At 55.6% G+C, this 25,413-nt stretch carries 19 protein-coding genes; 10 read left to right on the forward strand and 9 right to left on the reverse strand.

Translation table 11 applies throughout. The features are described from left to right. Nucleotides 1–45: 45 nt before the first annotated feature. Nucleotides 46–1,026 (reverse strand): PHP domain-containing protein, encoded by a 981-nt coding sequence (locus tag M0G74_RS00310; protein WP_248213273.1) that lies wholly within the window; start codon nucleotides 1,024–1,026, stop codon nucleotides 46–48. Nucleotides 1,027–1,355: 329 nt separating this feature from the next. Between M0G74_RS00310 and M0G74_RS00315 the strand changes: the two genes are divergently transcribed. The 8 genes from M0G74_RS00315 to M0G74_RS00350 all read left to right on the forward strand — a co-directional run bounded on the left by M0G74_RS00315 (nucleotide 1,356) and on the right by M0G74_RS00350 (nucleotide 7,946). Next, on the forward strand, nucleotides 1,356–2,093 hold the full coding sequence (locus M0G74_RS00315; protein WP_248215266.1) for a VC0807 family protein: 738 nt from the start codon (nucleotides 1,356–1,358) through the stop codon (nucleotides 2,091–2,093). Between the two features lie 57 nt (nucleotides 2,094–2,150). After that, the gene (locus tag M0G74_RS00320) at nucleotides 2,151–2,450 is read left to right on the forward strand and encodes a YciI family protein (protein ID WP_160153017.1); all 300 of its coding nucleotides are present in this window, start codon (nucleotides 2,151–2,153) and stop codon (nucleotides 2,448–2,450) included. A 72-nt stretch (nucleotides 2,451–2,522) separates the two neighbouring features. After that, nucleotides 2,523–3,206, forward strand: a complete 684-nt coding sequence (locus M0G74_RS00325) for a TIGR04211 family SH3 domain-containing protein (protein WP_160153016.1) — start codon at nucleotides 2,523–2,525, stop codon at nucleotides 3,204–3,206. Nucleotides 3,207–3,346: 140 nt separating this feature from the next. After that, nucleotides 3,347–3,943, forward strand: coding sequence for a peptidylprolyl isomerase (locus M0G74_RS00330; RefSeq protein ID WP_248213274.1), 597 nt, complete (start codon nucleotides 3,347–3,349; stop codon nucleotides 3,941–3,943). Beyond that, nucleotides 3,940–4,695, forward strand: a complete 756-nt coding sequence (locus M0G74_RS00335; RefSeq protein ID WP_248213277.1) for a pyridoxine 5'-phosphate synthase — start codon at nucleotides 3,940–3,942, stop codon at nucleotides 4,693–4,695. The genes M0G74_RS00330 and M0G74_RS00335 overlap by 4 nt, the downstream gene beginning before the upstream one ends. Beyond that, nucleotides 4,696–5,622 carry a Rossmann-like and DUF2520 domain-containing protein gene (locus M0G74_RS00340; RefSeq protein WP_248213279.1) on the forward strand — a complete coding sequence of 309 codons (927 nt, stop codon included), beginning with the start codon at nucleotides 4,696–4,698 and terminating at the stop codon, nucleotides 5,620–5,622. Beyond that, nucleotides 5,619–6,389: an RNA methyltransferase gene (locus M0G74_RS00345; protein ID WP_248213281.1), complete on the forward strand. Its 771-nt coding sequence runs from the start codon at nucleotides 5,619–5,621 to the stop codon at nucleotides 6,387–6,389. Before M0G74_RS00340 ends, M0G74_RS00345 begins: the two co-directional genes overlap by 4 nt. A 462-nt stretch (nucleotides 6,390–6,851) precedes the next feature. After that, nucleotides 6,852–7,946, forward strand: coding sequence for an OmpA family protein (locus tag M0G74_RS00350; protein WP_248213283.1), 1,095 nt, complete (start codon nucleotides 6,852–6,854; stop codon nucleotides 7,944–7,946). Between the two features lie 519 nt (nucleotides 7,947–8,465). Here the strand turns inward: M0G74_RS00350 and M0G74_RS00355 are convergent. The 4 genes from M0G74_RS00355 to M0G74_RS00370 are packed head-to-tail and all read right to left on the reverse strand — an operon-like array spanning nucleotide 8,466 to nucleotide 12,942. Further along, nucleotides 8,466–9,482, reverse strand: a complete 1,017-nt coding sequence (locus M0G74_RS00355; RefSeq protein WP_248213286.1) for an ABC transporter ATP-binding protein — start codon at nucleotides 9,480–9,482, stop codon at nucleotides 8,466–8,468. Further along, the gene (locus M0G74_RS00360) at nucleotides 9,482–11,017 is read right to left on the reverse strand and encodes an iron ABC transporter permease (protein ID WP_248213287.1); all 1,536 of its coding nucleotides are present in this window, start codon (nucleotides 11,015–11,017) and stop codon (nucleotides 9,482–9,484) included. Before M0G74_RS00360 ends, M0G74_RS00355 begins: the two co-directional genes overlap by 1 nt. Next, complete coding sequence (locus M0G74_RS00365; RefSeq protein WP_248213290.1) at nucleotides 11,014–12,063, reverse strand: substrate-binding domain-containing protein; 1,050 nt, start codon at nucleotides 12,061–12,063, stop codon at nucleotides 11,014–11,016. The genes M0G74_RS00360 and M0G74_RS00365 overlap by 4 nt, the downstream gene beginning before the upstream one ends. 60 nt (nucleotides 12,064–12,123) lie before the next feature. Continuing rightward, nucleotides 12,124–12,942 carry a hypothetical protein gene (locus tag M0G74_RS00370; RefSeq protein ID WP_248213291.1) on the reverse strand — a complete coding sequence of 273 codons (819 nt, stop codon included), beginning with the start codon at nucleotides 12,940–12,942 and terminating at the stop codon, nucleotides 12,124–12,126. 387 nt (nucleotides 12,943–13,329) lie between these two features. Between M0G74_RS00370 and M0G74_RS00375 the strand changes: the two genes are divergently transcribed. Next, nucleotides 13,330–14,853, forward strand: a complete 1,524-nt coding sequence (locus M0G74_RS00375) for an adenylate/guanylate cyclase domain-containing protein (protein WP_248213294.1) — start codon at nucleotides 13,330–13,332, stop codon at nucleotides 14,851–14,853. Further along, nucleotides 14,846–15,961, forward strand: a complete 1,116-nt coding sequence (locus tag M0G74_RS00380) for a hypothetical protein (protein WP_248213295.1) — start codon at nucleotides 14,846–14,848, stop codon at nucleotides 15,959–15,961. The genes M0G74_RS00375 and M0G74_RS00380 overlap by 8 nt, the downstream gene beginning before the upstream one ends. Nucleotides 15,962–16,067: 106 nt before the next feature. On the opposite strand, the gene M0G74_RS00385 is transcribed toward M0G74_RS00380, so the two are convergent. The 4 genes from M0G74_RS00385 to bcsA all read right to left on the reverse strand — a co-directional run bounded on the left by M0G74_RS00385 (nucleotide 16,068) and on the right by bcsA (nucleotide 25,391). Further along, on the reverse strand, nucleotides 16,068–16,985 hold the full coding sequence (locus tag M0G74_RS00385) for a glycosyl hydrolase family 8 (protein ID WP_248213300.1): 918 nt from the start codon (nucleotides 16,983–16,985) through the stop codon (nucleotides 16,068–16,070). A gap of 119 nt (nucleotides 16,986–17,104) precedes the next feature. After that, complete coding sequence (locus tag M0G74_RS00390) at nucleotides 17,105–18,430, reverse strand: cellulose synthase subunit BcsC-related outer membrane protein (RefSeq protein ID WP_248213302.1); 1,326 nt, start codon at nucleotides 18,428–18,430, stop codon at nucleotides 17,105–17,107. Further along, on the reverse strand, nucleotides 18,431–20,974 hold the full coding sequence (locus M0G74_RS00395; RefSeq protein WP_248213308.1) for a tetratricopeptide repeat protein: 2,544 nt from the start codon (nucleotides 20,972–20,974) through the stop codon (nucleotides 18,431–18,433). Next, nucleotides 20,964–25,391 (reverse strand): UDP-forming cellulose synthase catalytic subunit, encoded by a 4,428-nt coding sequence (gene bcsA, locus M0G74_RS00400; RefSeq protein WP_248213316.1) that lies wholly within the window; start codon nucleotides 25,389–25,391, stop codon nucleotides 20,964–20,966. Before bcsA ends, M0G74_RS00395 begins: the two co-directional genes overlap by 11 nt. Nucleotides 25,392–25,413: the final 22 nt, after the last annotated feature.

Here is a 25,413-nt window from a genome sequence, read left to right on the forward strand (position 1 = left end):
ACCCCCTGTTATTTGAAAGAGACAGCGGTACTCATACCGCTGACATTACCGACATTTAAGGCCGCCAGTTTGCCACAGATTCCACACTGGCTCGACGCCTGCAGGCAGTCGCACCGAGCCCAGCGCCCGCCAGGGCTGATCCGGCTGGTGGAAGTCACTCCCCAGGGACGCGAGCAGTGACGGTCCAGTCGAGCATTGCTGCCCCGCGCTACCCTCTGCAGGCTGGGAATTGACCCTCTCCATCAACGACAGGATTTCCCGGGTTTGCACCGGATTCTGCTGACCGCACACGACTTCCACTGCGCGGCCCCCTGCCGCACAAAAATCGGTGAGTAGCGCCTGAATGCGACTGCGGGTCAGACCGTATTTAAGTGGATGCGCCAGTACCGCAGCGCCGCCTGCGCTGGCAATACAGTCGATGGTGTCTTTTATGGACGGCCATTGCACGGTCACATCGCCAATTTTGCCGGCCCCAAGGTAGCGCTTGAATGCCTTGCTGGTATCGCTCACGTGACCGGACGCCACCATCCAGCGCGCAAAATGCGGACGCGCGATAATGCCCTCTCCAGCCAGCGCCCTGGCTCCTTCGTAGGCCCCGCTAAAGCCACGTTTCTCCAGGCGTTCAGCGATCTGCTGTGCCCGCTGCTCACGCAGCCGCGTGCGCTCTGCGATGGCCCCCTGCAGTTCACTGGCCGCACAGTCCACATTAAGCCCGACAATATGCACCACACGCCGCCCCCAAAGCGCAGTCAGCTCGATACCCGGCAGTAAGGTCACCCCTGACTGACTGGCCGCTTCCTGCGCCTCGGCGAGGCCGTCCAGGGTGTCGTGATCCGTAAGCGCCAACAGCGTCACACCTGCAGAATTCGCCCTCGACACCAGCTCCGAAGGGCTTAAAATACCGTCAGACGCGGTGCTGTGGCAGTGCAGGTCCACCTGACCAGAAAGCGCATTGGCAGTCAGCGAAATAGCTCCAGAGGAATCCTGCCCCGGAGCCGGGTTTGTCTGATGTGTCTCTCTCGCCATGGGCGTTTCCGAGGCTATTTCCAGGTTTACTTGTGGGGCTGCTTCAGGGGCTATAGTCATTGGGTTCTTTGAGAAGGGCTCGATGAGAAACGTTTTATGGGTCTAGTCATGGAACTAGCGCCATTTGCCGTTGTCTCAGCGTGCTGAAATGGATTAAAACTCCGCGTACCAGACCGGTTCACCGGTTTCAGGGATAAGGCCCCGCTTTAGGGGGAACCACTATCGCCACTGACAGCTGTAACGTCAGCCAGCGGGCATTATCACCGGAACAGACCATGACCGATAGCAATCAACGCAATCCAAGCCTGTCCGCTCCTGTTTCTGATGAAATGGCGGGTGAGCCGACAGCCCCCACCGCTGAGCAAACAGCTGAGCAAACAAAAGCCCCGAAGAAAGAGAGCTTTCTCGGCAACCTGCTCATCAACATTATTATTCCCACCCTGATCCTGACCAAGTTGTCCGGCGATGACTGGCTGGGCACAAAGTGGGCCATTGTAGTGGCGCTCGCCTTCCCGCTGCTGTACGGGCTGCGCGACCTGTTGAGCTCTGGCAAGGTCAACTTTTTCTCCGCGCTGGGGATCATCAGTATCCTCCTCACCGGCGGCATCAGCCTGCTGGAGCTGGATGCGGAATACATGGCGATCAAAGAGGCCGCCATTCCCGGATTGCTGGGGGTCGCCACCATGGCTTCCCTGTACACCCGCTGGCCGCTGGTAAAAACCCTTATTTACAACGACCGTATTCTCGATACCGATAAAATTGCCCGGGCGCTGAACCGCAATGGCAATACCGCGGCATTTGACCGCACCCTGATGCACACTTCGTGGATGATCGCCGGCTCATTCTTCCTGTCGTCCGCGCTCAATTACATTCTGGCGAAAATCATGCTCGTCAGCCCCCCCGGTACCGAGGCATTTAATGCGGAACTGGGGAAAATGACCGCCATGAGCTACCCGGTTATTTTTGTGCCCGCGACCGTCATTCTGATGTTCGCGCTCTTCTTCCTGTTCCGCAGTATCGGCAAACTCACCGGGCTGAAACTGGAAGAAATTGTGGTGCAGCAATAATCGCAGCCGCCAATTCACACACAACCTATAACTAAAAATCCAGGAAAGAACTCGTCTATGTGGTATGCCATCATCAGCCAGGATGTTGAAAACAGCTTGCCCCTGCGCCAAAGCGCACGCCCGCAGCATATTGCGCGCCTGAACGACCTCAAAGACCAGGGGCGCCTGTTGATTGCCGGTCCACATCCGGCCATCGACAGTGAAGACCCCGGTGAAGCGGGTTTTACCGGCAGCCTCGTGGTTGCGGAATTCCCTTCACTGCAGGAAGCCCAGGCCTGGGCCGATGCCGACCCCTATGTGGAAGCCGGTGTCTACGCCGGAGTGACGGTGAAACCCTACAAACTGGTTTTACCCTGAGTCGCCACCCCCGATCAGATTGCATCCAACCGAGCAACGATAAAAAGTCCCCGTAAAGATATATCGCCGACCATGAAAAGATTCCTCACCTCCATCGCCGCCACCCTGATTACCCTCGGCGCCAGCCACAGCCAGGCACTCAGTTCCGAGCGGTATATCACCGACGAACTGCATGTACCCATGCGCTCGGGCCAGGGCAATGAATTCCGTATTCTGCATCGCGGCCTGCCCAGCGGCACCAAACTGACATTGCTGCAGGACTCCCCGGATACCGGCTGGGCACAAGTGCGCACCCCCGGTGGTGAAGAAGGCTGGGTTCGTCGCCAATATCTGGAAAATGAGCCGGTAGCAAAGATCAAACTGGCTCAGGCCGAGGCGCGCCTGGAACATATTGAAAGCCTGCAGGGCAACCTCGGGGGCGAGGTACGCCGTCTGGAAGAGGAAAATGGCAAGCTGACCACCGCCCTGAAATCAGAACAGGACCGGGCCGAAGCAATGGCCAAGGAACTGAAAGAACTGAAGACCCTGTCTGCCGATGCGGTCTCCCTCAATCAGCGTCACCAGAAGTTGCTCAACCAGCACGAGTTGCTGAAACAGAAGCAGGCCATGGATCACGCGGAAATCCAGCGCCTGTCCAGCAACGACACCCAGAAATGGTTTATGTATGGCGCCTTCTCGGTATTGATGGGGGCCATTCTGGCCTTGGTTGCACCGCACTTCCGCCCGCGCAAGCGCCACTCCGAGTGGGCCAATTAACTGCAAGCGGGCTGTTAACTTAGCGTTTAGAGCCGCATTCCACTTTGCCGCACAACTGGGCGCCGGTTAGAATTTCTGAACCGGCCCCCCAAGGCCCGGTCAGCGACCGGGCCTTTTTGTTTTAGCTAACGGACTACAGTATGAAACGCCTCTCGATTATCAATGCCCTCTGCACCGCCACATTGCTCTGCCTTTCCAGCCTTGCGCTGGCGGTCACGAACAATCCCCGCGTGGAACTGGAAACCGATCTCGGCACCATCGAGCTGGTGCTCTATGCGGACAAGGCGCCGAAAACCGTTGAGAACTTTCTCGCCTACATCGACAGTGGCTTTTACAACGGCACCATTTTTCACCGCGTTATTCCCGGCTTTATGGCCCAAGGTGGCGGATACACCTTCGACTTTCAGGAAAAGCCGACCCTCGACCCGGTAGAAAATGAATCAGACAACGGGCTGTCCAATGCGCGTGGCACCATCGCCATGGCACGCACCAACGACCCCAACAGCGCCACTTCGCAGTTCTTCATCAATCTGGTCGACAACAGCCGCCTGGACGGCAGTGCCGACAAACCCGGCTACACCGTATTCGGCAAAGTGCTGCTGGGCATGAGCGTGGTGCAGCAGATTGCTGCCGAGCCACGGGGCCAGCACAAAGCCTTCACCGATGCGCCAAATATGGCGGTGCGTATACTGAAAGCACAGCGTAAAGACAGTGATACGGGAGACAGCGGCCAGTGATTGCACTCAGCGTCAACCTCAACAAAATCGCCCTGATTCGCAACTCTCGCGAGGGCAACTATCCCGATGTGGTTGCCCACGGGCGCACCTGCCTGGACGCAGGGGCTGACGGTATCACCGTGCATCCGCGTCCCGACCAGCGCCATATCCGCCCCGGTGACGTGCGCGATCTTTCCGCGCTCTGTGCCAGCCGCAATATTGAATTCAATGTCGAGGGCAACCCCTTTGCCGGCGCCAGTGGTAGCTACCCCGGGCTACTGCCACTGGTACTGGAAACCGCGCCACAGCAGTGCACCCTGGTACCAGACAGCGACGACCAGCTAACCTCTGACCACGGCTTCGACCTGAATAAAGATGGCGCGCGCCTGGAGCCCATCATTCAGCAACTCAAGGATGCCGGTATCCGTGTCAGTCTGTTTATGGACCCGGACAAAACCCAGATAGGTCTGGCCCGCGAAGTGGGCGCAGACCGTATCGAGCTCTACACCGGCCCCTATGCGGAAGCCGTTGCCCGCCAGAGCAGCGACCTGGAATCGATATTCGCCGCTCACTGCGCTGCCGCCGAACACGCGCTGCACCTGGGCCTAGGCATCAACGCCGGCCACGACCTCAACCTGATCAACTTGCCCCGCTACCGCACCCTCCCCGGCTTGCAGGAAGTCTCCATTGGCCACGCACTCACTGTGGATGCCATCAGCATGGGGCTGAGCAATGCCGTAGCCGCCTACGTCCATTGCCTGGCGGGCAAATAGTTGCAGACACTGAATGTGATCGGTGCCGGCCGCCTCGGCCGTACCCTGGCAAGCCTGTGGCAGCAGCGGCATGTTTTTCAGATTGGCGCCATATTCAATCGCAGCCCGGACAGTAGCGCCGATGCCTGTGCCTTTATTGGTGCCGGCAACGCCGCAGCAAGCATTGAGACAATGCCACCAGCGGACCTGTGGCTGATTGCGGTTGCAGATGATCAGATTGAATCGGTCGCGACGCAACTCGCGACCAGATTGGCCGCTTTCCAGTCAAATGGTACTGACAACGAGCCGGGCCAAACGTCGTCACCGCTGGTATTTCACTGCAGCGGTGCGCTGCCCGCCAGTGCGCTGAGCGCCTGTACCGGAGCAAACCTGGCCAGTGCCCATCCGGTACACAGCTTTGCCGACCCGCAACGTTCGCTCACTGATTTGCCCGGCGCCACGGTGGCACTAGAGGGCGCACCAACGGCGGTAGACACTCTGGCCACCGCCTTCGCGGCACTCGACTGCCATTGCATCCGCTTGAGCCCGGAGCAGAAAGTGCTCTATCACACGGGGTCGGTAATGGCCTGCAATTACCTGACGGTACTGATGGACCTCAGCCTGCGCACCTTTGCCGCAGCCGGTATTGATGACGCTACCGCCAAACAACTACTGGCCCCCATCGTGCTGCAGACGGCCCAAAACAACTTCGCCCTGGGTCCGCAAAACGCTCTGACGGGGCCTCTGGTAAGGGGGGATATCCGCACCGTAACCCGGCAACTCGACGCACTGGAAGAACTGGCCGCGCACCTGCCAGAAGATGCACCCCACCTGGCAAGGGTATATCGCACACTGGGCGAAGCGGCACTGCCACTGGCAACAAACGCAGGCCTCAGCACTGCCCTCAGCCTCCAATTGAAAACCCTGTTCAGCGAAAAACCAACGTGACCGACTCCCCCGAATACCTGAAAAAACGCGCTTTTTTTGACAGCCTGCTGACGATCTACGGACGCAAGCCCGTACTGGAAGCACTGGAAGATTCAAGCCTTCCCGTGCACAAGCTGCACCTGGCAGACAGCAACCGCAAAGATCAGCTGATCAGCCGTATCGAACAGCTGGCGTCTGAACGCAATATTGAAATTGCCTATCTGGACAGAAAAGGGCTCTCACGTATTTCAAAAAATGCGCGCCAGGATCAAGGGGTGGCACTGGATCTCGCGCTTCCCCGCTACGGCACCGCGGAAGCCTTTCTGCAGGAACAACACAACGAGCATTTTGAATTGCTGGCGCTGGATGGCATCACCAATCCGCAAAACCTCGGCATGATTATTCGCTCCGCCTGCGCCGGTGGTATTGACGGCATACTGCTGCCACGCAAAGGCTGTGCGCAAATAGATCCGCTGGTGATCAAGGCCAGTGTCGGCACCCTGTTCAAAACCCGTATCTTGCGATGTGAACAGCTGGCACCTGTGCTGAAAAAATTTGCCGAACAAGGCGCCCGGGTCTGTGCTCTGTCCTCCCACGCCAAAGACACATTGCGCAGTATCGACACCGCGGCGCCCAATATTTTCGTGCTCGGCAATGAAACCCACGGGGTAAGTACTGCCGTCTCCGAAACCTGCAGCCACCGCCTGCGCATCCCGATGCAAAACGATGTGGAAAGCCTGAATGTCGCCATTACCGCCGCCCTGATCAGTTTCCGGCACCAGTTCTGATACGGAAGCTATATGACAGAAGGCCCGTGACAAGTTGAGTATTACGGGCCTGCCACTTCCTATCCCGCCCCCAGGTAAAAAAACTTTCCGTATTCCGCTTTCAATCCCCGCTGCTCACTCCCCGCTGTACATTGGCCGCTTCACATGCGCATCGATACCGATTCACCAGTGGGCGCCAAAATTTTTATCTTTCCCTGCCTACTCTGTATATATCGCAACCAGAAAAAACTTTTTCCGCCAGAAATTTTCGTTTGAGGAGCCGATACATTGGAAAAGTCGCAGAGATCAACTAATAAGTAACGGGGATAACAACGGATTCAGTGATCCGGTCATGTTTGAAGTCGGTCGCGGCGCGAAGCACATGGACTGACAGGTATTTACTGGTACTGACAAGGTATTTCCAGACACCAACTTCTGACATTCAGCTCAATGCAGCAAACGATAAAGCCAAGGATGCCATTTATGCTTTTGAAGAAAACTACGGCGGGGATCGCCCTAATTGCCGCCACCGCCGCTCTCCCCACAACCGCCCAGGAAGATCGCTACATCGATATCATGCCCTTCCTGACCCGCGTAGATTCCGATCGCAATACCGACCGGCAGGCGGCCGGCCTGCGCGGCACCTTCGGCTGGCAGACCGACGAAAACTGGTTCACCGAAGTGCAGCTCTTTGGCACAAAACTGGACGAGGACACCAACAGCTTTGTGCCCGCGCCGGTTGTGGCCACGCCTTTCGTGTACACCGGTGACCTGATACCCAGTAGCGACAACGATCTCACCGGGCTGGGAATGGATGCGGTCTATCACTTTAACGGCCGCCGCGGCTACTCCCCCTTCCTCCTGGGGGGGGTCGGCGTCTCACACAACAATACGAAATTTAACTACGGCATTCAGGAAACCAACGCCTTCCTCAACGTCGGTGCCGGCTTCACCAGTGGCGCCATCAGCCGTAGCGGGATAAAAGTACGTGCCGAGATTCGCTACCTGTACGACTTCTTTGCCAGCAATATGGACGACTGGCAATTCGGGTTCGGCCTGAGCATCCCTCTTCACCAGACGCCCGCCCCGGCTCCGGTATACGTCGAACCACCCAAGCCGGTGGAGCCCCCGGCACCGGTCAACCTGGATGATGATGGCGACGGCGTACTGAACCAGAATGACCGCTGCCCGGATACGCTGCCTGGCGCCGACGTCGATGAGTACGGCTGCGTGGTTGCCGACCAGACCATCACCCTGGAGAACATCCAGTTTGAAACCAACTCCGCGACCCTGACCAGTTCAGCCAAAACATCACTGAACAAGGTGGTGCAGTCCCTGCGCAATCAACCCAACACCCAGGTAGAGGTTGCCGGCCACACCGACAACATGGGCAAGGACGACTACAACCTGGGACTGTCGGGCCGACGTGCGGAGTCTGTGCGCCGCTACCTGGTTGAGCGGGGTGTAAACGCTTCACGCATCAGCGCCCGCGGCTACGGCGAAACCCAGCCTATTGCCAGCAATGCAACCAATGCGGGCCGGGCCCAGAACCGGCGGGTAGAGTTGAAATTCCGCTAGCCAGCGGTGAATTCCCCCTAGTCACTGGGGATAATTTCCGAAGTAGCACAAAACCCGGCCTCTGCCGGGTTTTTTTATTCACAATCCACAGAATCTGTGGATATGTCTGTGAGCAACTATCAGGAAAACGCCGCCAGCCCCCATGCGCTGGTGTAACCAGATTGTGAGGAAAAATTAACCAAATTATCTTTTTCCTTTAAAATCAACAGGTTACAAATAAGTCCAAAACTATCTTGACAATTTTCCATTGTAACTGATGGCCTGATTTGGTTCACCTCTGGCTGTGGAAAGCTTTTTCCGTTAGCCCTAAGGAGCTACCAAAAAAGCGATCAAAGGCGGAATAAGTGGCGGAAAAAACACGCTAGCACAGAGGTAGTGCGCGAATTGGCGGAGGAAGTCACCAAAGCACTTGAAGGGTACAACGGAGGCTGATCTGACCCGTGTAGTGGGGTCTTGGCAAGTGGCGTGGAGAAGCCCTTTCGATAATCAGCACCCGGAGATATCCGGGTGCTGATTTCATCAGGCGCTGCTTCGCGAAAAGGCCGCCAGGGGGTGGGTGGTAGTGATTGCCATCTGCACGCGTTGTCCGGGTTCGGCCCGCACTTCATGACTGGTACGCACTCGCAGTTGCGTATCGCCCGCCAGACGCACCGCATAGAGACGAGAACAGCCTTCATAACGCACCCAGTCGATCACGGCGTTACCAAGCTCTGACGGTACCAGCGACAGATCGTCTGGCCGCAGCAACAAATCCACATCACCGGCCGCACCGCCAATGGGTATACCCGGCGCAGGTCCCAGCGCGGTAATGACCTGATTCTGATTCAGATCGCCCGGCAGGAAGCTCGCCTCCCCCAGAAAGCGCGCCACAAATCGGCTGGCAGGCTCCGAAAAGCACTTTTCAGGCGTATCCAGTTGCTCCAGCACTCCGCCATTGAGAATACCGACGCGATCACCAATCGAAAGGGCCTCTTCCTGATCGTGAGTTACCCAGATGGCGGGTACACCGGCCGCTTTCAGCGCCTCGCGGATCTCCCAGCGCAGGTTGTCTTTCAGTGCCGCGTCCAGATTCGACAGGGGCTCATCCAGCAGCACGAACGCCGGCTCGTGCGCCAGGGTACGCGCCAGGGCCACCCGCTGTTTCTGCCCGCCGGAGAGGCGTGCCGGTTTGGCATGGCGGAGCTTGTCCAGCCCCAGCAGGTTCAGCCAGTGATCCGCCAGCGCTGTGTTACTCAGGCGAAAGCAGACGTTTTGCTCGACGGTAAGATGCGGAAACAGCGCGAAGTCCTGGAACACCATGCCCACATTGCGCTTTTCGGGCGGCACCGGCTTGGTAGCGCTGGCGTGCCAGCTGCCAAGCGCAATCTCACCGCTGGCAATGGGAATCAGCCCCGCCAGAGCCTGCAGAATGGTCGTTTTACCACATCCAGTGGGGCCCACCAGCATCAGGACTTCGTCCTCTGCCAGGGCCAGGTTCAGGCTCTTCACTACGGCGGTGGTGCCGTAATTTACCGTCAGATTGCTAACCTTAAGCATCAGGAATGGGGGGTCTCAGTAACATCAAATTCGGCCCGGCGCTCACCGGACAACATCAGCGCAAGCCCCAGTGCAGACATCAGCACCAGCAGCAAACCGGGAATAGCAGCGCGACCAAAATACCCCGCTTCGTACACCCGCCACAAGTAGGTGGCCAGGGTTTCAAATCCGGTGGGCCCTAGCATCAGGGTTGCCGGCAGCTCGCGCATGGCCTCGAGAAATACCAGGGCAGCACCGGCCACCATGCCGCGCACGGTGAGCGGCAGAGTCACCCGCTGGAAGGCCTCTCGCGGGCTGGCTCCCAGTACCCGCGCCGCTTTCACCAGGCTCGGATCCAGGCCCTCGGCTGTAGAGCGCACCGAACCTACCGCCAGCGGCAGGAAGCGCAGCACGTAAGCGAGCACCAACAAGCCCAGGGTCTGGTACAGGAATGGCAGTTGCAGGCCAACGTAGACCAGCGCCGTCCCCATCACGATGCCGGGCACACCAAAACCGAAATAGGTCATGCGTTCCATCAGTCGCCCGGCGCGACCGGCAATGGCGGCGTGCGCCACCGGTACCGCCAGAATCACCGCGAATATTGCCGCCAGCAAGGAGGCGTGCACCGAATTCCACGCGTAACTGAACTCAAACCCCTCAGTGCCCTCGCGAGCCAGCCAGATGCCAAACACCGCCAGTGGCAGCACTATGGCGAGCACCAGAATCGGCACAACGGACAGAGCGATGACCAGTCGCTGCCCGCGCCCCGGCCAGATGGTGAGGTGACGCCCCGGCCGCTCGCGGCTTCCGCGCACCCGGGACTCCAGAAACAGCACCAGGCCAACAATCACCAGCAGCTGCAGGGACAGCATCGCCGCCTGGCTCAACCCGAAGGCGTTGTACTCCACGAAGATCACCCGCGTGAACGTATCCAGGCGCATGATGGCGGGCGTACCAAAATCCGACAGGGTGTAAAGCGCCACTAGTAGACCGCCGGCAGCGATACCGGTAGCAACCCGGGGCAATACAACCCGCCACAGGCTAACCCCGAGGCTCATTCCCAGAGTGCGGGCAGCATTGACCAGACTGGCGTCCAGGCTGAGTAGTGAGGCCCGGGTGGTGAGCATCACAAACGGGTAGGAATAAAGAATCATGACAATGGTGGCCCCTACCAGACCATCCATTGCCGGCATCGGCAAACCGAGCAGGTTTTCAATCTCACCACCGCGACCAAAAGCCGCATACAGGGTGAAGGCACCGATATAACTGGGAATCGCCAGGGGGGCAGCGAGCAGAATCAACCACAGGCGGCGCCAGGGCATTTGTACATAGGCCGTCAACAGCGCCAGCGGTACCCCGATCAAAATTGACCCCAGTACCGTAAACACCATCAACAGCAGGGTATTGGTCAGTACTTTCAGGTTATGGGCGTCAAACAGCTGCGCCTCGTCGGAGGCGAGACCAAACAGTACCCCCACCGGCACCAGCGCCATCAGCGCGATCACCAGGGCCAGTGGGTATGACGCCGGCCAGCGCAGCAGAGATCTGAGGGTCATAGCACGCCGACGCTGCGCATCAGATTGAGCGTCGGGCGCAGGTCAGCCAGCTGGGTGAGATCCACCTTGGGGGGAGAAATACTGCTCAGAGGGACCAGCCCCGCTGGTGGCTGCACGCCATTGACCAGTGGAATTTCAAAAGCCTCGGAAGCGAGATACGACTGTACTTCACGGGTCAACAGGTAGCGGATAAAGTTAGTTGGCAGATCGCCCTCACTCAGGGCAACCACGCCTCCCGCATTGACCAGGCAGCCGGCATCATTTTTGGTAAACGCCAGATCGACACTGGCGTCAGGTTTACCGCTTTTCAAACGCAGGGTGTAGTAGTGGTTGGCGAGGCCCACATCGACTTCACCGCGCTCAACGCCCATCACCACACCCAGCTCACCGGCGTAGGTTTTGGCCCGCTGGCTGACCGCACGCAGCCAATCGCCGGTGGCCTTGTCGCCCTCCAGCAGGCGCATGGCCGTCACAAACGACTGGAAGGCCGCGTAAGCCGGCGCCCAGCCGATGGACAGATTGCTATCCGCCAGCGCCATAATGCTGTCGGGAATCTGGTCTGCACTCAGGCGATCTGTATTGTAAGGAAGAGTACGAATGCGCCCGGTGACCGGCGCCCAGTGGGAGTACTGGAAGCCAGGCTTGAGTTGATCCGTCAGCGCCGCGGGGAGCGGGCGCGCAAGACCAGCATCGGCCACAACGCCGACAGCACCAGAATCCACCGCCCAGAACACATCTGCCCGACGCACACCCGCCTTGGCCTCAGCCACGATGGTATTCGCCAGCGCCGCAGTAACGCCACGACGGATCTTCAGGTTCAGTTTGGGATTGCGCTTCTTGATCGCTTCGAGAACATTTTCGTAAAGACCACCTTCCCCGCGCCCGAGATACAGGGTGAGGTCACCCTCCAGCTTGGGGAGCTGGTCGACGGAGATGGCATTTCCTATGGACGTAGCCGTGGGACTCGCGGCCAGTGCGCGGGCTGCCGGCAGACAGCCCAGCGCGCCAACCGCAGCCAGGCCATGCATAAAAGCTCTGCGCTGCACATTTATTCCTTACTGAATCCAAAGAGCAAAGCCGGCAACCCTAGCGTTGCCGGCAGCACCTTAAAAGACGTCTTTACGTTTCTTTTCCGCTTCCAACAGCAGGCTTTTAGCCTTGTCCAGCTTGGCCTGCATGGCTTCTACCACTTTGCGCACGTCATCAACGCTGGTTTTGCCATCCAGTGCCTGGGGCAGCGTTACATTGAAATCTTTTTCCAGGTCCTCAACCAGCGCGGCATCCTGCTCGATCAAAGCACCCTCGACACCTTCAAAACGGTGCAGGTAGGTATCGTGGACAATATTGGTGGCCGCCTCTGGCAGCTTCTCCGCGTACTTGGCCACTACGCGATCCAGGCGATGTTTAATATCGTCCAGAGTTTCCGGCATAGTGGTCGGCTCAGTCTCGGTAGTCTGCACCTTCGCCAGCAGGCCTTTCTCTTGGAACTGGGACGCGAGCTTCACCGCACCCAGCCCCTGCCACAGGGCCTGGTTCAATTTGGCTTGTTCTTCACGCACCTTGGCAATGGGCGCACCGGCTTCGATCGCCTGTTTTACCCCGAAGATGCCCTGCCAGATATTGGCGTACACCGGCACGTAATTGGTTTCAATCGCGGAGTGGAAGTCCACCTCTTCCCAATACTCCACCATGACATTGGTGTCAGTGGCTTTCTGGCCTTTTTTCTCGTAGCTGTCGACCACTTCACCGTACTTGCCAACCAGCCAGCTCACTTCCTCGGTGTAGGAACCGATATGTGCTTTCAGCTCATTGACGTGGTCACCGATGGCGCCGTTGGCGGATACCTGGCCCGCGGCCAGCAGGGTAACAAAGCCGATCGCCAGGCCGAGGCCTCGACGCTTTTGTACAGAATATTTAGCTTGCATAAACGTCCACTCTTTTATTGCGTCAAATCTCGCAAATGATACTCATTATCAAAGATGGAATAAAGTACGGCTTGCAAGTACGCCTCACCCCCGCCCCCCGATCCTGATCGAGGCCAAAGGCACAGTGGACAATCAGCCAGCTCTGGCAGCGCGGCGAAATGTGAATCGCCATCGACACCTGCAATTGCAGCGGGATATTACCAGTCTGGACGCTGTTTTTCACCTTCCTTCCGCCGCGACCAGAGCACACCTGAACCGCTCAAACCGGAAACCGAAGGCAAAAAAATCCGCCTGCACAACCGGGATTCCTAGTGGCAGCCCAAGAACTGGTATAGTCCCCATCCAACCACACCCTTCACCCCGAATATCCAGAGGAGAGCAACCCCCTTGATCACTAAGGCCAAAGCTACGTTGCGGCAAATTGCCGACGGCCTACATGTGCGCTTGGCCAGGCTGCTCCCCCGCCATATCCCTATTGCCTTCAAACTGGCCCTGGTTATGACACTGCTGTTGGTCTTGGGCATGGCGAGCCTGGGGATATTCATCAGCGACAACCAGAACCGCCTGATGCGGTCGCAACTGGAGGATTTCGGCAATACCATGGCACTGCAGCTGGCAAAGCTGTCCAGCGAGCCGATTCTGTCGGAGAACAACCTGAATCTGCGCCTGCTAACCACTAACCTGGGGATGGACGGCAAGGTTCTCGGTGCAGGTATTTACGACCATGATGGCGCTCTGCTCTCGGCGACCGGGATCCAGCCAGAAATACCCCGCCATCTGTTTGCCGCGGGCACTGCCAGGGCCCAACCCTGGTTCCGGGAAACCGCAGATGGCGCCAGCGAACGACTGATCAGCTTTGTCGCACCAGCCACCTACCAGGGCGTCAGGGTCGGTTCTGTCGTGGTAACCCTATCGGCCTCACAGATGGATCAGGCCGCAACCAGCGCCCGCAATGCCATTATTTACGCCACCCTGGGCATGACTCTACTCGCCTCACTGCTGGCCTACTGGCTGAGCCGGCGCCTGTCGCTCCCCATCCACCACCTTATGGAGGCGACCAGGGCAATCGGCCGCGGCAATCTCGCAACCCGCATCGACCAGCGGCGCAACGATGAACTCGGTTTTCTGTTCGAAGGGTTCAACAATATGGCGGCGGGTCTGCTGAAGAAATCCCAGGTCGAGCAGGTCTTTTCCCGCTACGTGTCGAAGAATGTTGCTGATAAGGTCCTGGCCAACCTGGATGAAGTTCGGCTGGTGGATAGGCCCATCGAAGCGACGGTGCTGTTCGCCGACATCACCGGCTTTACCGCCATGTCGGAAAAACTGGAGCCAAGCCAGGTTTCAGAGCTGTTAAACGAATATTTTTCTTATATCTCGCGCGCCTGTTCATTGTATGGCGGGGTAGTCGACAAATTTATCGGCGATTGTGCGATGCTGGTGTTTGGAATTCTGGAAGACGATAGTGACCACGCATTCAATGCGGTCAGCTGCGCTATATTGATTCAGCGGCTAGCGGCACAGTTGAACGAGCAGCGTCGCGCTGACGGCCGTCCCGAAGTGCACTTTCGCATCGGCATCAACAGCGGTGCCATGCTTGCAGGTAACCTTGGCTCCGACGAACGCATGGAATACACCGTGGTCGGCGATGCCGTAAACCTGGCATCCCGGCTGTGCAGTGAAGCCCAGCCGGATCAAACCATCATCCGAAAACAACTGTTTACCATGTTACAGCCACGCATCACCGCGCACGCCGGACAGAACCTGTCGATTCGCGGCAAATCGACACCGGTACAAATCTATTCGGTGCAGAATATTCATTGCGACGATCAGGCACAGCTGGAAGCCAATCTGCATAATTTAATGACCAGTGGCACACACCAACCCGGCCTGCGGGCTGTCGACCATGCCTGACCGGCTTGCGAGGTATCTCCTGTGGCTGCTCCTGATGCCGCTACTGCCGGCATGCAGCCTGATCCCCGCACCGCAGAACCTGGAAGGTTTTTCGCCCGATACCCTGCAGCTGGTTCGCCGGCAGTCGGCCGAGCTCGATCAGTTGCAGCAACTGGACACCGCGACACCGGCCCAACAGAATCAAATCAAACAGTTACGCGGCGAGCTGCAACAATTCGAGCGCGATGTCATCCGCACTGCGAGCACTCTTGAACACCAGAATGACTGGCATGGCGCCGAACAACTATTAAAAGGTGCCACAAGAGTATTGCCAGACAGCCAGGTTCTGATCAGTGCGCAACTGCAACTGGCCACTCGGCGCCAGCTGCGGGAAGAGCGCGTGCGCATGGAACTTGAGATACACCGTGGCGAGCAGCTACTCAAAGATGCCGAAGCCTACCAGCGCTTGCAGCAACTCAATGGCCCAGCCGCTCTGACCTGGCTCGAACTGAAAAACTACAACCGCAAGCGCCGGGCATCAGCGCAAGCACTGCACGAATATGTAGAGCAAGCCATAGCGCGCGAGAAGCGCGAAGATTATGAGATGGCCCAGCGCGCGCTGAAAATTGCTCGAGGGCTATACGGCGACGACCTCCAGCAGGATGCTGACCTACAGGCACAACTGGCGCAGAGCCAGGCACTCCTCAGCCGACACCTCAACCAACACTCCCGTCAAAACCGCAGTCGCACCAAACCGATACCGGCCATAACCACGCCGGTAGAGGCTGCCCAAGTCCCCATCGCAGAATTACAGCAGGCACTGGATACCGGCGACCTGCCCAGTGCGCGGCAGTACCTGGAACAACTGCGACAACAATCTCCGCAGCACCCACAGCTGTTACCGCTGCAATCACAGTTCCAATCCCAGCTGGATGCCCGCGTGGACGCCGCAATTAAACGGGGCAATGATTTATACAGTGAGGGAAAAATCGAGCAAGCGCTGTATGTCTGGCGTGAGGCCAGCACCCTGGCCCCGGACAATGTACAACTGGTGAGCAATATCGCGCGAGCAGAAAACCTACTGAAAAACCTGCGCGCACTGACAATACCCGCCAACGCTCAGCCTTGAGATCTGAGGCCCGGCGCCTGCTGGACGAAGGTACATTCACCTAGAATCCATCCACCAAGAATCCACCCCATCAATAGTCCATACGCCAAAAACCCAAGAATAAACTTCAGGGGTGCGCCTGTGAGTGACTCGCTAAATGGGCAAACAGGACCAGACTCGACGAGTAATAGCCTTGCGCGGCCACCCCCGGCTCATTAGGCAGCGGTAGATTAGCGGCCAATTTGCGTATCGCCACAATACCGTGTTCCGGTGAGTAAGCGGAGCGGCCGCCATCGAGCAGATGATAAGTACTCGGTGCCTTATCAACCCCGCCCAACTTGTTCCAGAGCGACAGGTATGGCTGCAACAAGGCCCGCTCATTGGCCCAGGCTAAATACAGCGGCACCCTGATCGCGTCATAACCGAATACTGGATCGTGCTCTTCAGAGTATGCCAGCCCCTGCTCTGATACCTGCATCCAGTCTGTCGTGACCCCCTGACCAAGTGCACTGGCCCGCTTAAGGAGCTGCAGACTGTCCTGATAAAAACCATTCCAAAAAGTAGCGTCATCATATCGAGCGAAGTCCACCAGTGCGGGCAACACAATATAAGACGGGTTAATAACGGTGCGTTCCGGCTTCTCGTAATACAGGCTACCGGGCAGAAGCACCGTGAAACCGTATTCCCGGGTGACAAGCAGTAACTTTATCGCGTCCAGCAAGGCCAGTGATTTCTGTAAAAAGACTTCATCACCCCAGGCTTCATAGGCCTTCAAAAGTGACCAGGCAATAAGAATATCGCCATCGGAGGCGTTATTGATATCGGCGACCCGACCATCTTGCCACTTCCAGGCATAGAGACCATCGGGCCTGCGAAGATGGCGCTCCGTCCACGAATAGATCCTCTCAAAAGCAGTACGGTCATTCGCCATTACCGCAAAGAGCATACCGCTCCCCTGCCCTTCGCTGTGGGTCATCTTGTGGTAATCATCAACCACACGACCGCTGTCTTCCACAAAGGCCTTGGCATACTGTTGCCACAACACCGAAAACTCCTGAAGATCAACGGCCCGAGGAGGCACCTTCACCCCACCCAAAGATGGGGTTATCAGTAGCAGGCATAGTCCGAGTCCGAGAATGGCCTGACGGAGAAACACTAAACGTTTCAGAATCGATACTCCATATCCACACCAAACACCGACTCTTCGTAATCCGCAGCACTCTGGGATTCGAGCCTTGCTCGAGCACTGAAATTATCGGTCAGGAAGTAGTCCAAACGAACACCGATCTTGTTGGCAAACTTGGTTTGGGTTTGCCCCTCGAACGCGACGGGCTGCGTGAGCTCCAGGCTTTCGAGCTGCGCCTGCAGACTGGGCTCATAGGGATAAAAATCAGCCGACTCTTCGGAAAAATATTGAAAACCGACAGTCAAGTCGACAGACAGAGATATTCTTTCCTGGGTATACGTCAGGCTGAAAGGAATCGATGCGGAATAAAACAACTCCGGACTGAAGTAACCGCCCTGACCAAAAGTAAAGAATCGGAGGTTTTTCTCAAACTCGAAGTAGGTGATATTGAATCCACCGCTGATTTGCAGGCTTTCTCCGCGGTAGGGAATAAAGTAAATGCCACCAGTATATTGAAAGTAGTCATTGTCAGGGACATTTTCCCCGCTATAAATAGCGCTGATAAAGTCTGAATAAACTCCAAACCCACCAGCGTCATACCCGAGCCTGAAGCTACCACCATTGCGAATGATCGCCCCCCAGGTTTCACCGCTTAGCTCGTCCTCGAGGCCGGCATAGGACAAGACACTATCCGTAACCGGCTTTCGGAAGGCGCTGACACCAAAATTAAAACCACCGCCGAAGGCGTGATCAAATGAGAACTCGCCAACACCATTTGACTGAGCAAACCCTACCGGTGTAGTTCCCGCATTTAACGAGAAACCACCTATTTCGTAGGTAACGCCGAACGATACACCACCTTGATTATTCGAATCTGCCCCATCCACACGGTCGTCCGGATCGTAGAGCCCGTTAGTAGCGAAATACCGATTCTTGTATTGACTGGAAGAGAGTTCACCAGATGAAAGATATACCGGCGTAAGTTCAAAACTGGCACGCCCCAACCCCACATTGAAGTTCATTTCGACGGGCATTCGGGTTTCTACCAGTTTATCCAGTCCTTCTTCACCTTTACGATAACGGATATGAAAGCCGCCTCCAGCATAGTGCATACTGTCGCGGTATAACCGTCGAATATTGTCATCCTCGCTGGCTACCGGAACTGGTGCTAAATCCGTCAGCCCATCAGATTTCACTTCAACCCGGGTCCGACTTGCCTCTACATCGATATTCTCAAGTTTTCTTGAGAATCCCTCTACCACAGACTCAGCTTCGGCTTCCGACTGCGCAGCAACAAAACACGGAAAAGCCAAAAGGCAAATTGTGAACATCAACTTCTTGTTAACGGAGTAATACGAGACCATTTACTGTCTCCTTTTCAGTTTACGGGAATAGGCCATGGCCTCGATGGCAAGGTCTGCATCGTGTGCGGATTGTGCGATCTGGGATATCAATTCATAGACATCCGGTTCTTCAGGCAGCTCGATCAACGCCGCCTGTACGATTGAGCGCGCCATTTTCAAATCGCCATCCACGATGGCCGAACCAACCGCACCCTTGATTGCCCACAAGTCCTTGGGATTGGCCTTAATGGCCTGCTGATAGAATCTCACCGACTCTCCGAATCGCCCCTCACTCCTCGCCAGCTGACCCCGAAGGCGCAACGTCGTGGTATTACCGGGATCTAATCGGTTGGCCGAAGCAAGATGTTCATCCGCCTTTCGAAAATTCTTTTTGCGGATATTTTCCAGAGCGAAGTGATGTTCGAGGTGCAACTGGGTTGCGGCTATGTCACGGGCTACTGCCGCGCCAATATCCGGAGACTGCTCCAACTCAGAAATTATTTGGCCGCCCGTGTCGACGACTCCCTGATCAATCAGAAACCGTATCAATGCCAACTGGGATTGGATGCTCAACTCATGCCGCTTCCGCCCTAACGCCTGGCGTGCAATGGCGACTGCAGTCGATTGAAGATTGAGTGTCTGCATGGCATCGACCAGGAATACCGCACGATCAGGTATGCTGGTTTCAGACTCATATAACCTAAGCAGCGCACCTTCAACCGACGTCCCTCCGCGAAGCTCGCCCGCCGCCAGAACGCTTTCCAGATTTTGCCGGAACAGCGCCTCGCGCAAGATACGCTCCCCATCGGGGGTCTGGGACTCAACATCGATACCCTGTAGATATCGGACTACCTTCGCCCAGTGCTGCTGTTCATTAAAATACAAGGCTCTGGCTAACAATCCATCGTTACGTATACGCCCGACAACCGGGATTTTTTCGGCTTCTTCCGTACCCGCCGCTTCGTCACGTGTCCGCGCCAGGTAACGGGCAAAGTCAAGGCGAATCCAGACGTCACTATCGTTCTGCTCAATCCCTTTGCGAAAGAACTCGCCCGCCAGCTGATTCTCATTGCGACTTTCCGCAAGGATGGCCTTACAACGAAACAACTTCGACTGAAGGAGAGTACTGACCGGCCGACTGCCATTCTGCTTATCATGCTGGCTGATGATTGCAGCGAGCCCCGTCAAATTTCGACGATCCAGATACAGATCCAGCAAGGCGATTTGCGCACGCTCATCCGCACTGTTGATTTTCATCGACTCACGCAGCCAGCGTTCAGCCAGCGCCGATTCTCCAGATGACAGCGCCACTTTGTAATTCATCAACGACAATTCGAGCTGCTGACTATTGTCGGAAGTGGACATGGATGTGAGCATATGCCGGGCTTCATCAGGCTTTTCTTGAGCCAAGTATTTTTCAGCCAAACCGAGCTGGGACCAGAAACTGACACTTTGTCGCAACTCTGAAAACTTCAGTCGGGTTTTCGCATCTCGGCTTTCCGCCTGACGCAATAACGCCATTGCCTGATCATGCTGCCCGCGCCGATGCAAAATGATACTTAAGCCCGCTAACGCATCCACCTCATCCCGAGAGAGGGACAGCGCCTGCTGAAAGGCTTGCTCTGCCTGAACCGGTCTGCCCGCATTCAGGTAACGATATCCGATGGCCACCTGTCCAGCAGACGTATTCGGATCGACGCTGGTCAGAATCCGGGAATGCTTTTGACGAATTTCATCATCTTCCGGGTGCTTCTCCAGGTACTCTTCATAACGTTGCAGGTCTCCCGGGCTAGCCTGAAGCCACAACAACGCATTGCGCTTGTCGTTTGCCAGCGTATCAGAAGCTCCGGGAGCCCCATTCAGACCATCAAGCAAGTCCAGCCCCTGCCGGCGGGTACCTTCCTCATAGGTTAGGACTCTCGCCAGTGCCAGTTGTGCATCGCGGTTACCCGGCTGATTGTTTATCAGTCTTTCCAACCCGGAAATAGCGACTTCGCGAAACTGTTCGACGGCAGACATGGCGTAATACATTTCAATCGCCATGGGCCCGTTCGGCTCGCGACCTGCAAACAGGCCCTCATAAATGGCCACCGCTTCTTCATGATGGTCGTTCTCAGACAGATTGCGCGCGCGGGCTACTGCACGCTCATCAAAACTCCGGCTTTTGATCTCACTGGCCAACTGGTCCGCATAGGCTTTTCCGTGTTTGCTCCCGTAGAGTTCACGAACAACCAGACCAGCCGCGACCAGATCATTCTCCTTCGCATAACTGAGCCCCAAGCGATAGCGTGCCGTTAAGTCGCCAGCATCCGATGCCAAAATTCGATGTAATGCATTGCGGGACAGGTCTCCCCGATTGTGGTCCTCCCAAAAGTCCGCCTGCTGATACAGGATTTCAATCGCACTCTCTTGGGTATCAGAAGATACTGACTGACTGTCGGCATGACTATCCAGAGCCACACCGGGAGAAACACCAAGCACTAAATTGAAAGCCACGCCAGTCATCCAGCACAATGCGGTTACAGGCCGTTCTGAAAATGCAGTACGTGATGATTTATAGTGCATTCAACTCCTCCCTGCCGTTCACAAACTGCTGTTTTCGCGCTTCAAATTTCCTGTTGGCTTTTCGGCGGGCTTTCCCGATCAGGAAAATCGAAAGTAAGGCCACCGCCAGGAGAAACATGGGTGGAATCAACCATGTATTGTTCTTGATAATCCAGCGCAAGTAGACATGCCAGGGCAACTCACCAACATAGTAAGGGGGAGAGGAAGTAAAGCTCATCAGTTCACTGTCTTTGATGACCACGAAATCCCCTTTGATTCCGGATTTATCCTCTTTCGACTTCAGTGCATTTACCGTTTGCAATAAACCGGCGGGCTTATTGGCAAGAATCCCGACAATCGTTCGCTGATCATTCAGCGGAGATTGGTAGGAGAACAGCGCAGCCGACATAGAGTGCCTCGGAACTACCGCGGTATCCGGTGAAAACGTCTCCTCTGAAAAGACATTATTAAACTGGCGCCAGTAATGCGTCAGGTTTGGCGCCCGGGCGATGGAGACATTGGTATCATTGATCGAGAGCGGCGAACTTCCTGACCACTCCCGAAACAGAGGCTGATCATCAAATCCGCCAAATATGACAAAGTCATGATTGGCCAACTCTTTCGCCAGGGTTGACGATGTTATCTTGAGCCCGGTAGCGGGGTACTCGGTTTTAGCACTTATGCTGGCAATAAAGGTAAATACCGCCTGCAGAGTCTCTTCGTCGACAACACTTTCCGGCATTACAAGCGCCGTGCTGCCTAAGTCCGCTTTTTTTGAAAATGGAAGGCCAGACTGGGCCAGATACGCCAAATTCGGCATTCGCGCAAAACGGTAGCCATTGGAAAAGTCGATTGTTGATATGGAATCGATGCTGGTTCGCAAACCCGCTGGCATTAAACGGTAATTCTGGGCGTACACCCGGGGTTTCAGGTCGAAGAAAAACTGCAGCTGGTTCTCTCCATACACCAGGTAGGGCGGAATTTTGAATTCGGTGCTCGCCTGTAAATAGTCTTCGAACACCACTGAATTCGAAACTTCTTCCAGAGTAACGCTTTTTATGTACTGGTCGTTGATCAGGATATCCAGCCTAGAATGCTCCAGATCCAGCCATTCCGCACCCGGATAGCGAAAGTTCAACTTGACTGGAAATCCTTTGTCGTTCCAGACAAAGAAATCCGGGGCCACCTTGAAGTTCAGTGTTAACAACCCGGGATTCAGCCCGTACCCTTCCAATGAGGCATTCTGATCCACCTCTGAAAAGGTAATTGGCCCATCATCTGGTACCCAGGCAGGGGCATCATATGCGTTCCTTGGCGCCAGCTCCGGCTCGGTAACGTCACTTCCTTTCCCGCTCAGAAAAGCATCACTGGTCGCCAGCGCCTTTGCTGCCTCAATCAAGTCACTTTCCGTTTTGCCCTTAACGATAAGTAACTGGCCGTATTCATCCCGGGGGTTCCTTATGATTTCCAGTGATGGTCCCGAGAAAGTGAGCCCTTCAACATTATCCAGATAGGACCCTTCGGTAAGGAATACCACCGCATGACCTTTCGGCAACTCGGAAAAAAGAACGGGAAATGAAGCCCCGCGATAGCTGGACAAGGCACCCCAATAGGATGCGGCTATCCCCGCCGCCTGTATAACTTTCAGGGACGGGCTATCGGCGAAAACAAAGGGAAGAACCAGCTCCCGATTGTCATTTTTATCAAACAATGGCGCTGGCAAGTTTGCGAGGTTTAGCCCAAGACTCAGATGCGTGGAGGAAAGATCAAAATGGCTGGAGTTGCTAATCTGTATCCAGACACTTTTGTCATCCCGCTCCCCGGCTTCATTTCCACCCAACTTGTTGGCTACCACCTTGAACTCAAGGGTATTGTTCGTCTGGAAAATATAGGGGGAAACCGGAAATCGAACCTCTTTACTACTGATAAAATCCTGGTCCAGCGCCAGTGTATGGACAACTTCACCATTCATCAGTACCGAGAGATGGCTGGAAACCGGATCTAGCCCTGGAGATACTGCCACCCGCAACGCCATGGTCGCGCTTGCAATCACCTGGTCAGAACGCAGCGAAAATGAAAAGCCTCTGGTGCTGTCGTGCCCCTGCAGATAGATCGGGCTGGAAACCCCAAAGTCCTTCAAGTTCAGTAAAAAGCGATTACTCTGCTCATACTGGAAGCCACTTGCATCCCCGAAACTTTCTTGCGCAGCTACCGGAGCCGGAGTAAAAGACAGCAGGCAGACAAGTATCAAGGGTACCGAATAACTGGCCAAAGATCTTACCTGCTCAATCGGCCTCAACTGGCGCACATTGACAGCAGAGTCGCGCGCTTCCACATTTTGGCTACTGTTCCTCTCCGTAGATTTTTCCTTCTTTCTCAGTGGCGCGCTCAGTACCCATAAAGAAAAATGCGTAATAGTTTTTATCAAGTGCACCATAGATCCCCAGAAACCCTTTTCTTGCGTATGGTCCCAGCCCACCCAAGCATTGGTACGACCGTAAATAATCTTCACAATATCCTGTTGTTGTTTTTTACTTGCAGCCATAAATTTCATGCGTACATTACCGCCTGCATCACTCTCGAGGCACTCCCCCGTAACCCGCAGCTCTGAACCTGAGTATGGAACGCTCATCGTCATATTTGTCGCGGGTAAAAGGTGTTTACTTCCATAGCGGGAATCCGTCAGCTGCAGCTTCGCTCCCCCTAGCGATATATTCTGTAAGTTAGCCGCCATCAAATAACCGCTTTCCGATTGCAGCATGACCGGTAGTGAAACATTGACCCGGTGCGCCTGCCTTCCATCTCGCTTTTCTACCGCTACTGCGGTCGACAACAGCAGGATCAATATACTGAGCGTTGCCCAAATGATATTGATACTCAGCGACCATATTTCATCGACGGGCAGGTCGGGTTCAAACAAGGTAACCAGTGCCTTGCCAACGGAAACGATAAGTAGCAACGTCACGCATAGTTGTGGAAGAACAATCATCCAGTCAAAGTAGGTATCCTGGCCACTCCGGTTTTTGTTGGTTACGTTGAACTTTCCCTTATTGGGATTCATCAATGTTCGGATCACAGGTATCAGCAGGTGGAATGCTAATGTGGTTTCATACGCTTCCGTGAAAAATGCCTGGCGGTATTTGGACTGTAGATACAGAGTCGCCATAACCGCCACCAGTACGTGTGGCGTGGCATAGGCGAGTAGCTCAATGGGACTTGCGGCCATCAAGTTCAGGCCAAGTAGCAGATATACTACGGGGGCAGTCAGCAGTACGATTCTGGGCAGAGGAAAGAGGAAGTTGACCATGGCGCTCAGGTAACACAACCGCTGAGACCAGCCGAGCCCGGGAATCAACAGCGGATTATCCAGTCTGAAAATTTGTAACATGCCGCGTCCCCAGCGCAGTCGCTGCTGAACATGTTCCCGCAACGCGCCAGTGGCCAGCCCCGCGGCTAGCGGCAGTTTAAAGTAGGCGCTGTTCCAGCCCATCTGGTGCAAGCGCAAGGACGTATGGGCATCTTCCGTCACCGTCTCGGTGGCAAAACCGCCGATCTCGTTGATTGCGCTACGGCGCAATAGGGCGCAAGAACCACAGAAAAAGCTGGCATTCCAGAAATCGTTGCCATCCTGAATCAAGCCATAAAACAACAGCCCCTCGTTGGGCACGCTGTCGCCTGACCAGAGATTTTTTTCAAAGGGGTCATTGTTGTAAAAGTGGTGCGGGGTCTGCACCAGCGCGAGCTTTTTGTCTTTCAGGAAAAACCCGACGGTAAGCTGTAAGAAGCTGCGGGTGGGAATATGGTCGCAGTCAAAAATGGTGATGATGTCACCGTTGGTTTGCCTCAGGGCATTATTCAGATTGCCAGCCTTGGCCCCTTTATTGTCATTTCGGGTAACGTAACCAACGCCGAGCTTTTTAGCCATATCGGCAAATTCAAGCCTACGGCCGTCATCCAGCACATATATCCTGAGCTTTTCTTCCGGCCAGTCCATATTTTTGGCGGCAATAACCGTTGTTTCCACCATATCGAGGGGTTCGTTATAGGTGGGTATATAGACGTCTACTGTCGGCCACAAAGCCGTATCTTCAGGTAGTCTTTCCGGTATACGCCCATTTGGCCACAGACTCTGCAGATAGCTCAGAGCCAGGATTCCCAGAAAAAACAACTCTCCGGCGAACATACCGTAGCCCAGGACAGTTTCCAGAGGGTCGTCGAAATTTAGCGACTCAGTGGCCCGCCAAAAGATGTAACGCCAGCTGACGATTGCCGACAATACGGCGATGATCACCATGCGTTCCCTGGTTTTTTTGGCAATCAGAACCAGTGCCATCACCACCGCGAGGCCACCGAACATACTTTGCGCTTCGATGGAAAGAGGCGTAGTAACCAAGACGGTCGTCAAGGCCAGCCCTAAAACGAGCAACACGAAATACATAAAAGATTCCATTCCTTATGAT

This window comes from Microbulbifer sp. CAU 1566, assembly GCF_023156515.1.
Taxonomy (GTDB): domain Bacteria; phylum Pseudomonadota; class Gammaproteobacteria; order Pseudomonadales; family Cellvibrionaceae; genus Microbulbifer.

Excerpts from the sequence above, each read along its gene's own strand:
- M0G74_RS00310 (WP_248213273.1), bottom strand. The coding sequence starts at position 1,026 with ATGGCGAGAGAGACACATCAGACAAACCCGGCTCCGGGGCAGGATTCC.
- M0G74_RS00315 (WP_248215266.1), top strand. The coding sequence starts at position 1,356 with ATGGCGGGTGAGCCGACAGCCCCCACCGCTGAGCAAACAGCTGAGCAA.
- M0G74_RS00320 (WP_160153017.1), top strand. The coding sequence starts at position 2,151 with ATGTGGTATGCCATCATCAGCCAGGATGTTGAAAACAGCTTGCCCCTG.
- M0G74_RS00325 (WP_160153016.1), top strand. The coding sequence starts at position 2,523 with ATGAAAAGATTCCTCACCTCCATCGCCGCCACCCTGATTACCCTCGGC.
- M0G74_RS00330 (WP_248213274.1), top strand. The coding sequence starts at position 3,347 with ATGAAACGCCTCTCGATTATCAATGCCCTCTGCACCGCCACATTGCTC.
- M0G74_RS00350 (WP_248213283.1), top strand. The coding sequence starts at position 6,852 with ATGCTTTTGAAGAAAACTACGGCGGGGATCGCCCTAATTGCCGCCACC.
- M0G74_RS00355 (WP_248213286.1), bottom strand. The coding sequence starts at position 9,482 with ATGCTTAAGGTTAGCAATCTGACGGTAAATTACGGCACCACCGCCGTA.
- M0G74_RS00360 (WP_248213287.1), bottom strand. The coding sequence starts at position 11,017 with ATGACCCTCAGATCTCTGCTGCGCTGGCCGGCGTCATACCCACTGGCC.
- M0G74_RS00370 (WP_248213291.1), bottom strand. The coding sequence starts at position 12,942 with ATGCAAGCTAAATATTCTGTACAAAAGCGTCGAGGCCTCGGCCTGGCG.
- M0G74_RS00380 (WP_248213295.1), top strand. The coding sequence starts at position 14,846 with ATGCCTGACCGGCTTGCGAGGTATCTCCTGTGGCTGCTCCTGATGCCG.
- M0G74_RS00390 (WP_248213302.1), bottom strand. The coding sequence starts at position 18,430 with ATGGTCTCGTATTACTCCGTTAACAAGAAGTTGATGTTCACAATTTGC.
- M0G74_RS00395 (WP_248213308.1), bottom strand. The coding sequence starts at position 20,974 with ATGCACTATAAATCATCACGTACTGCATTTTCAGAACGGCCTGTAACC.
- bcsA (WP_248213316.1), bottom strand. The coding sequence starts at position 25,391 with ATGTATTTCGTGTTGCTCGTTTTAGGGCTGGCCTTGACGACCGTCTTG.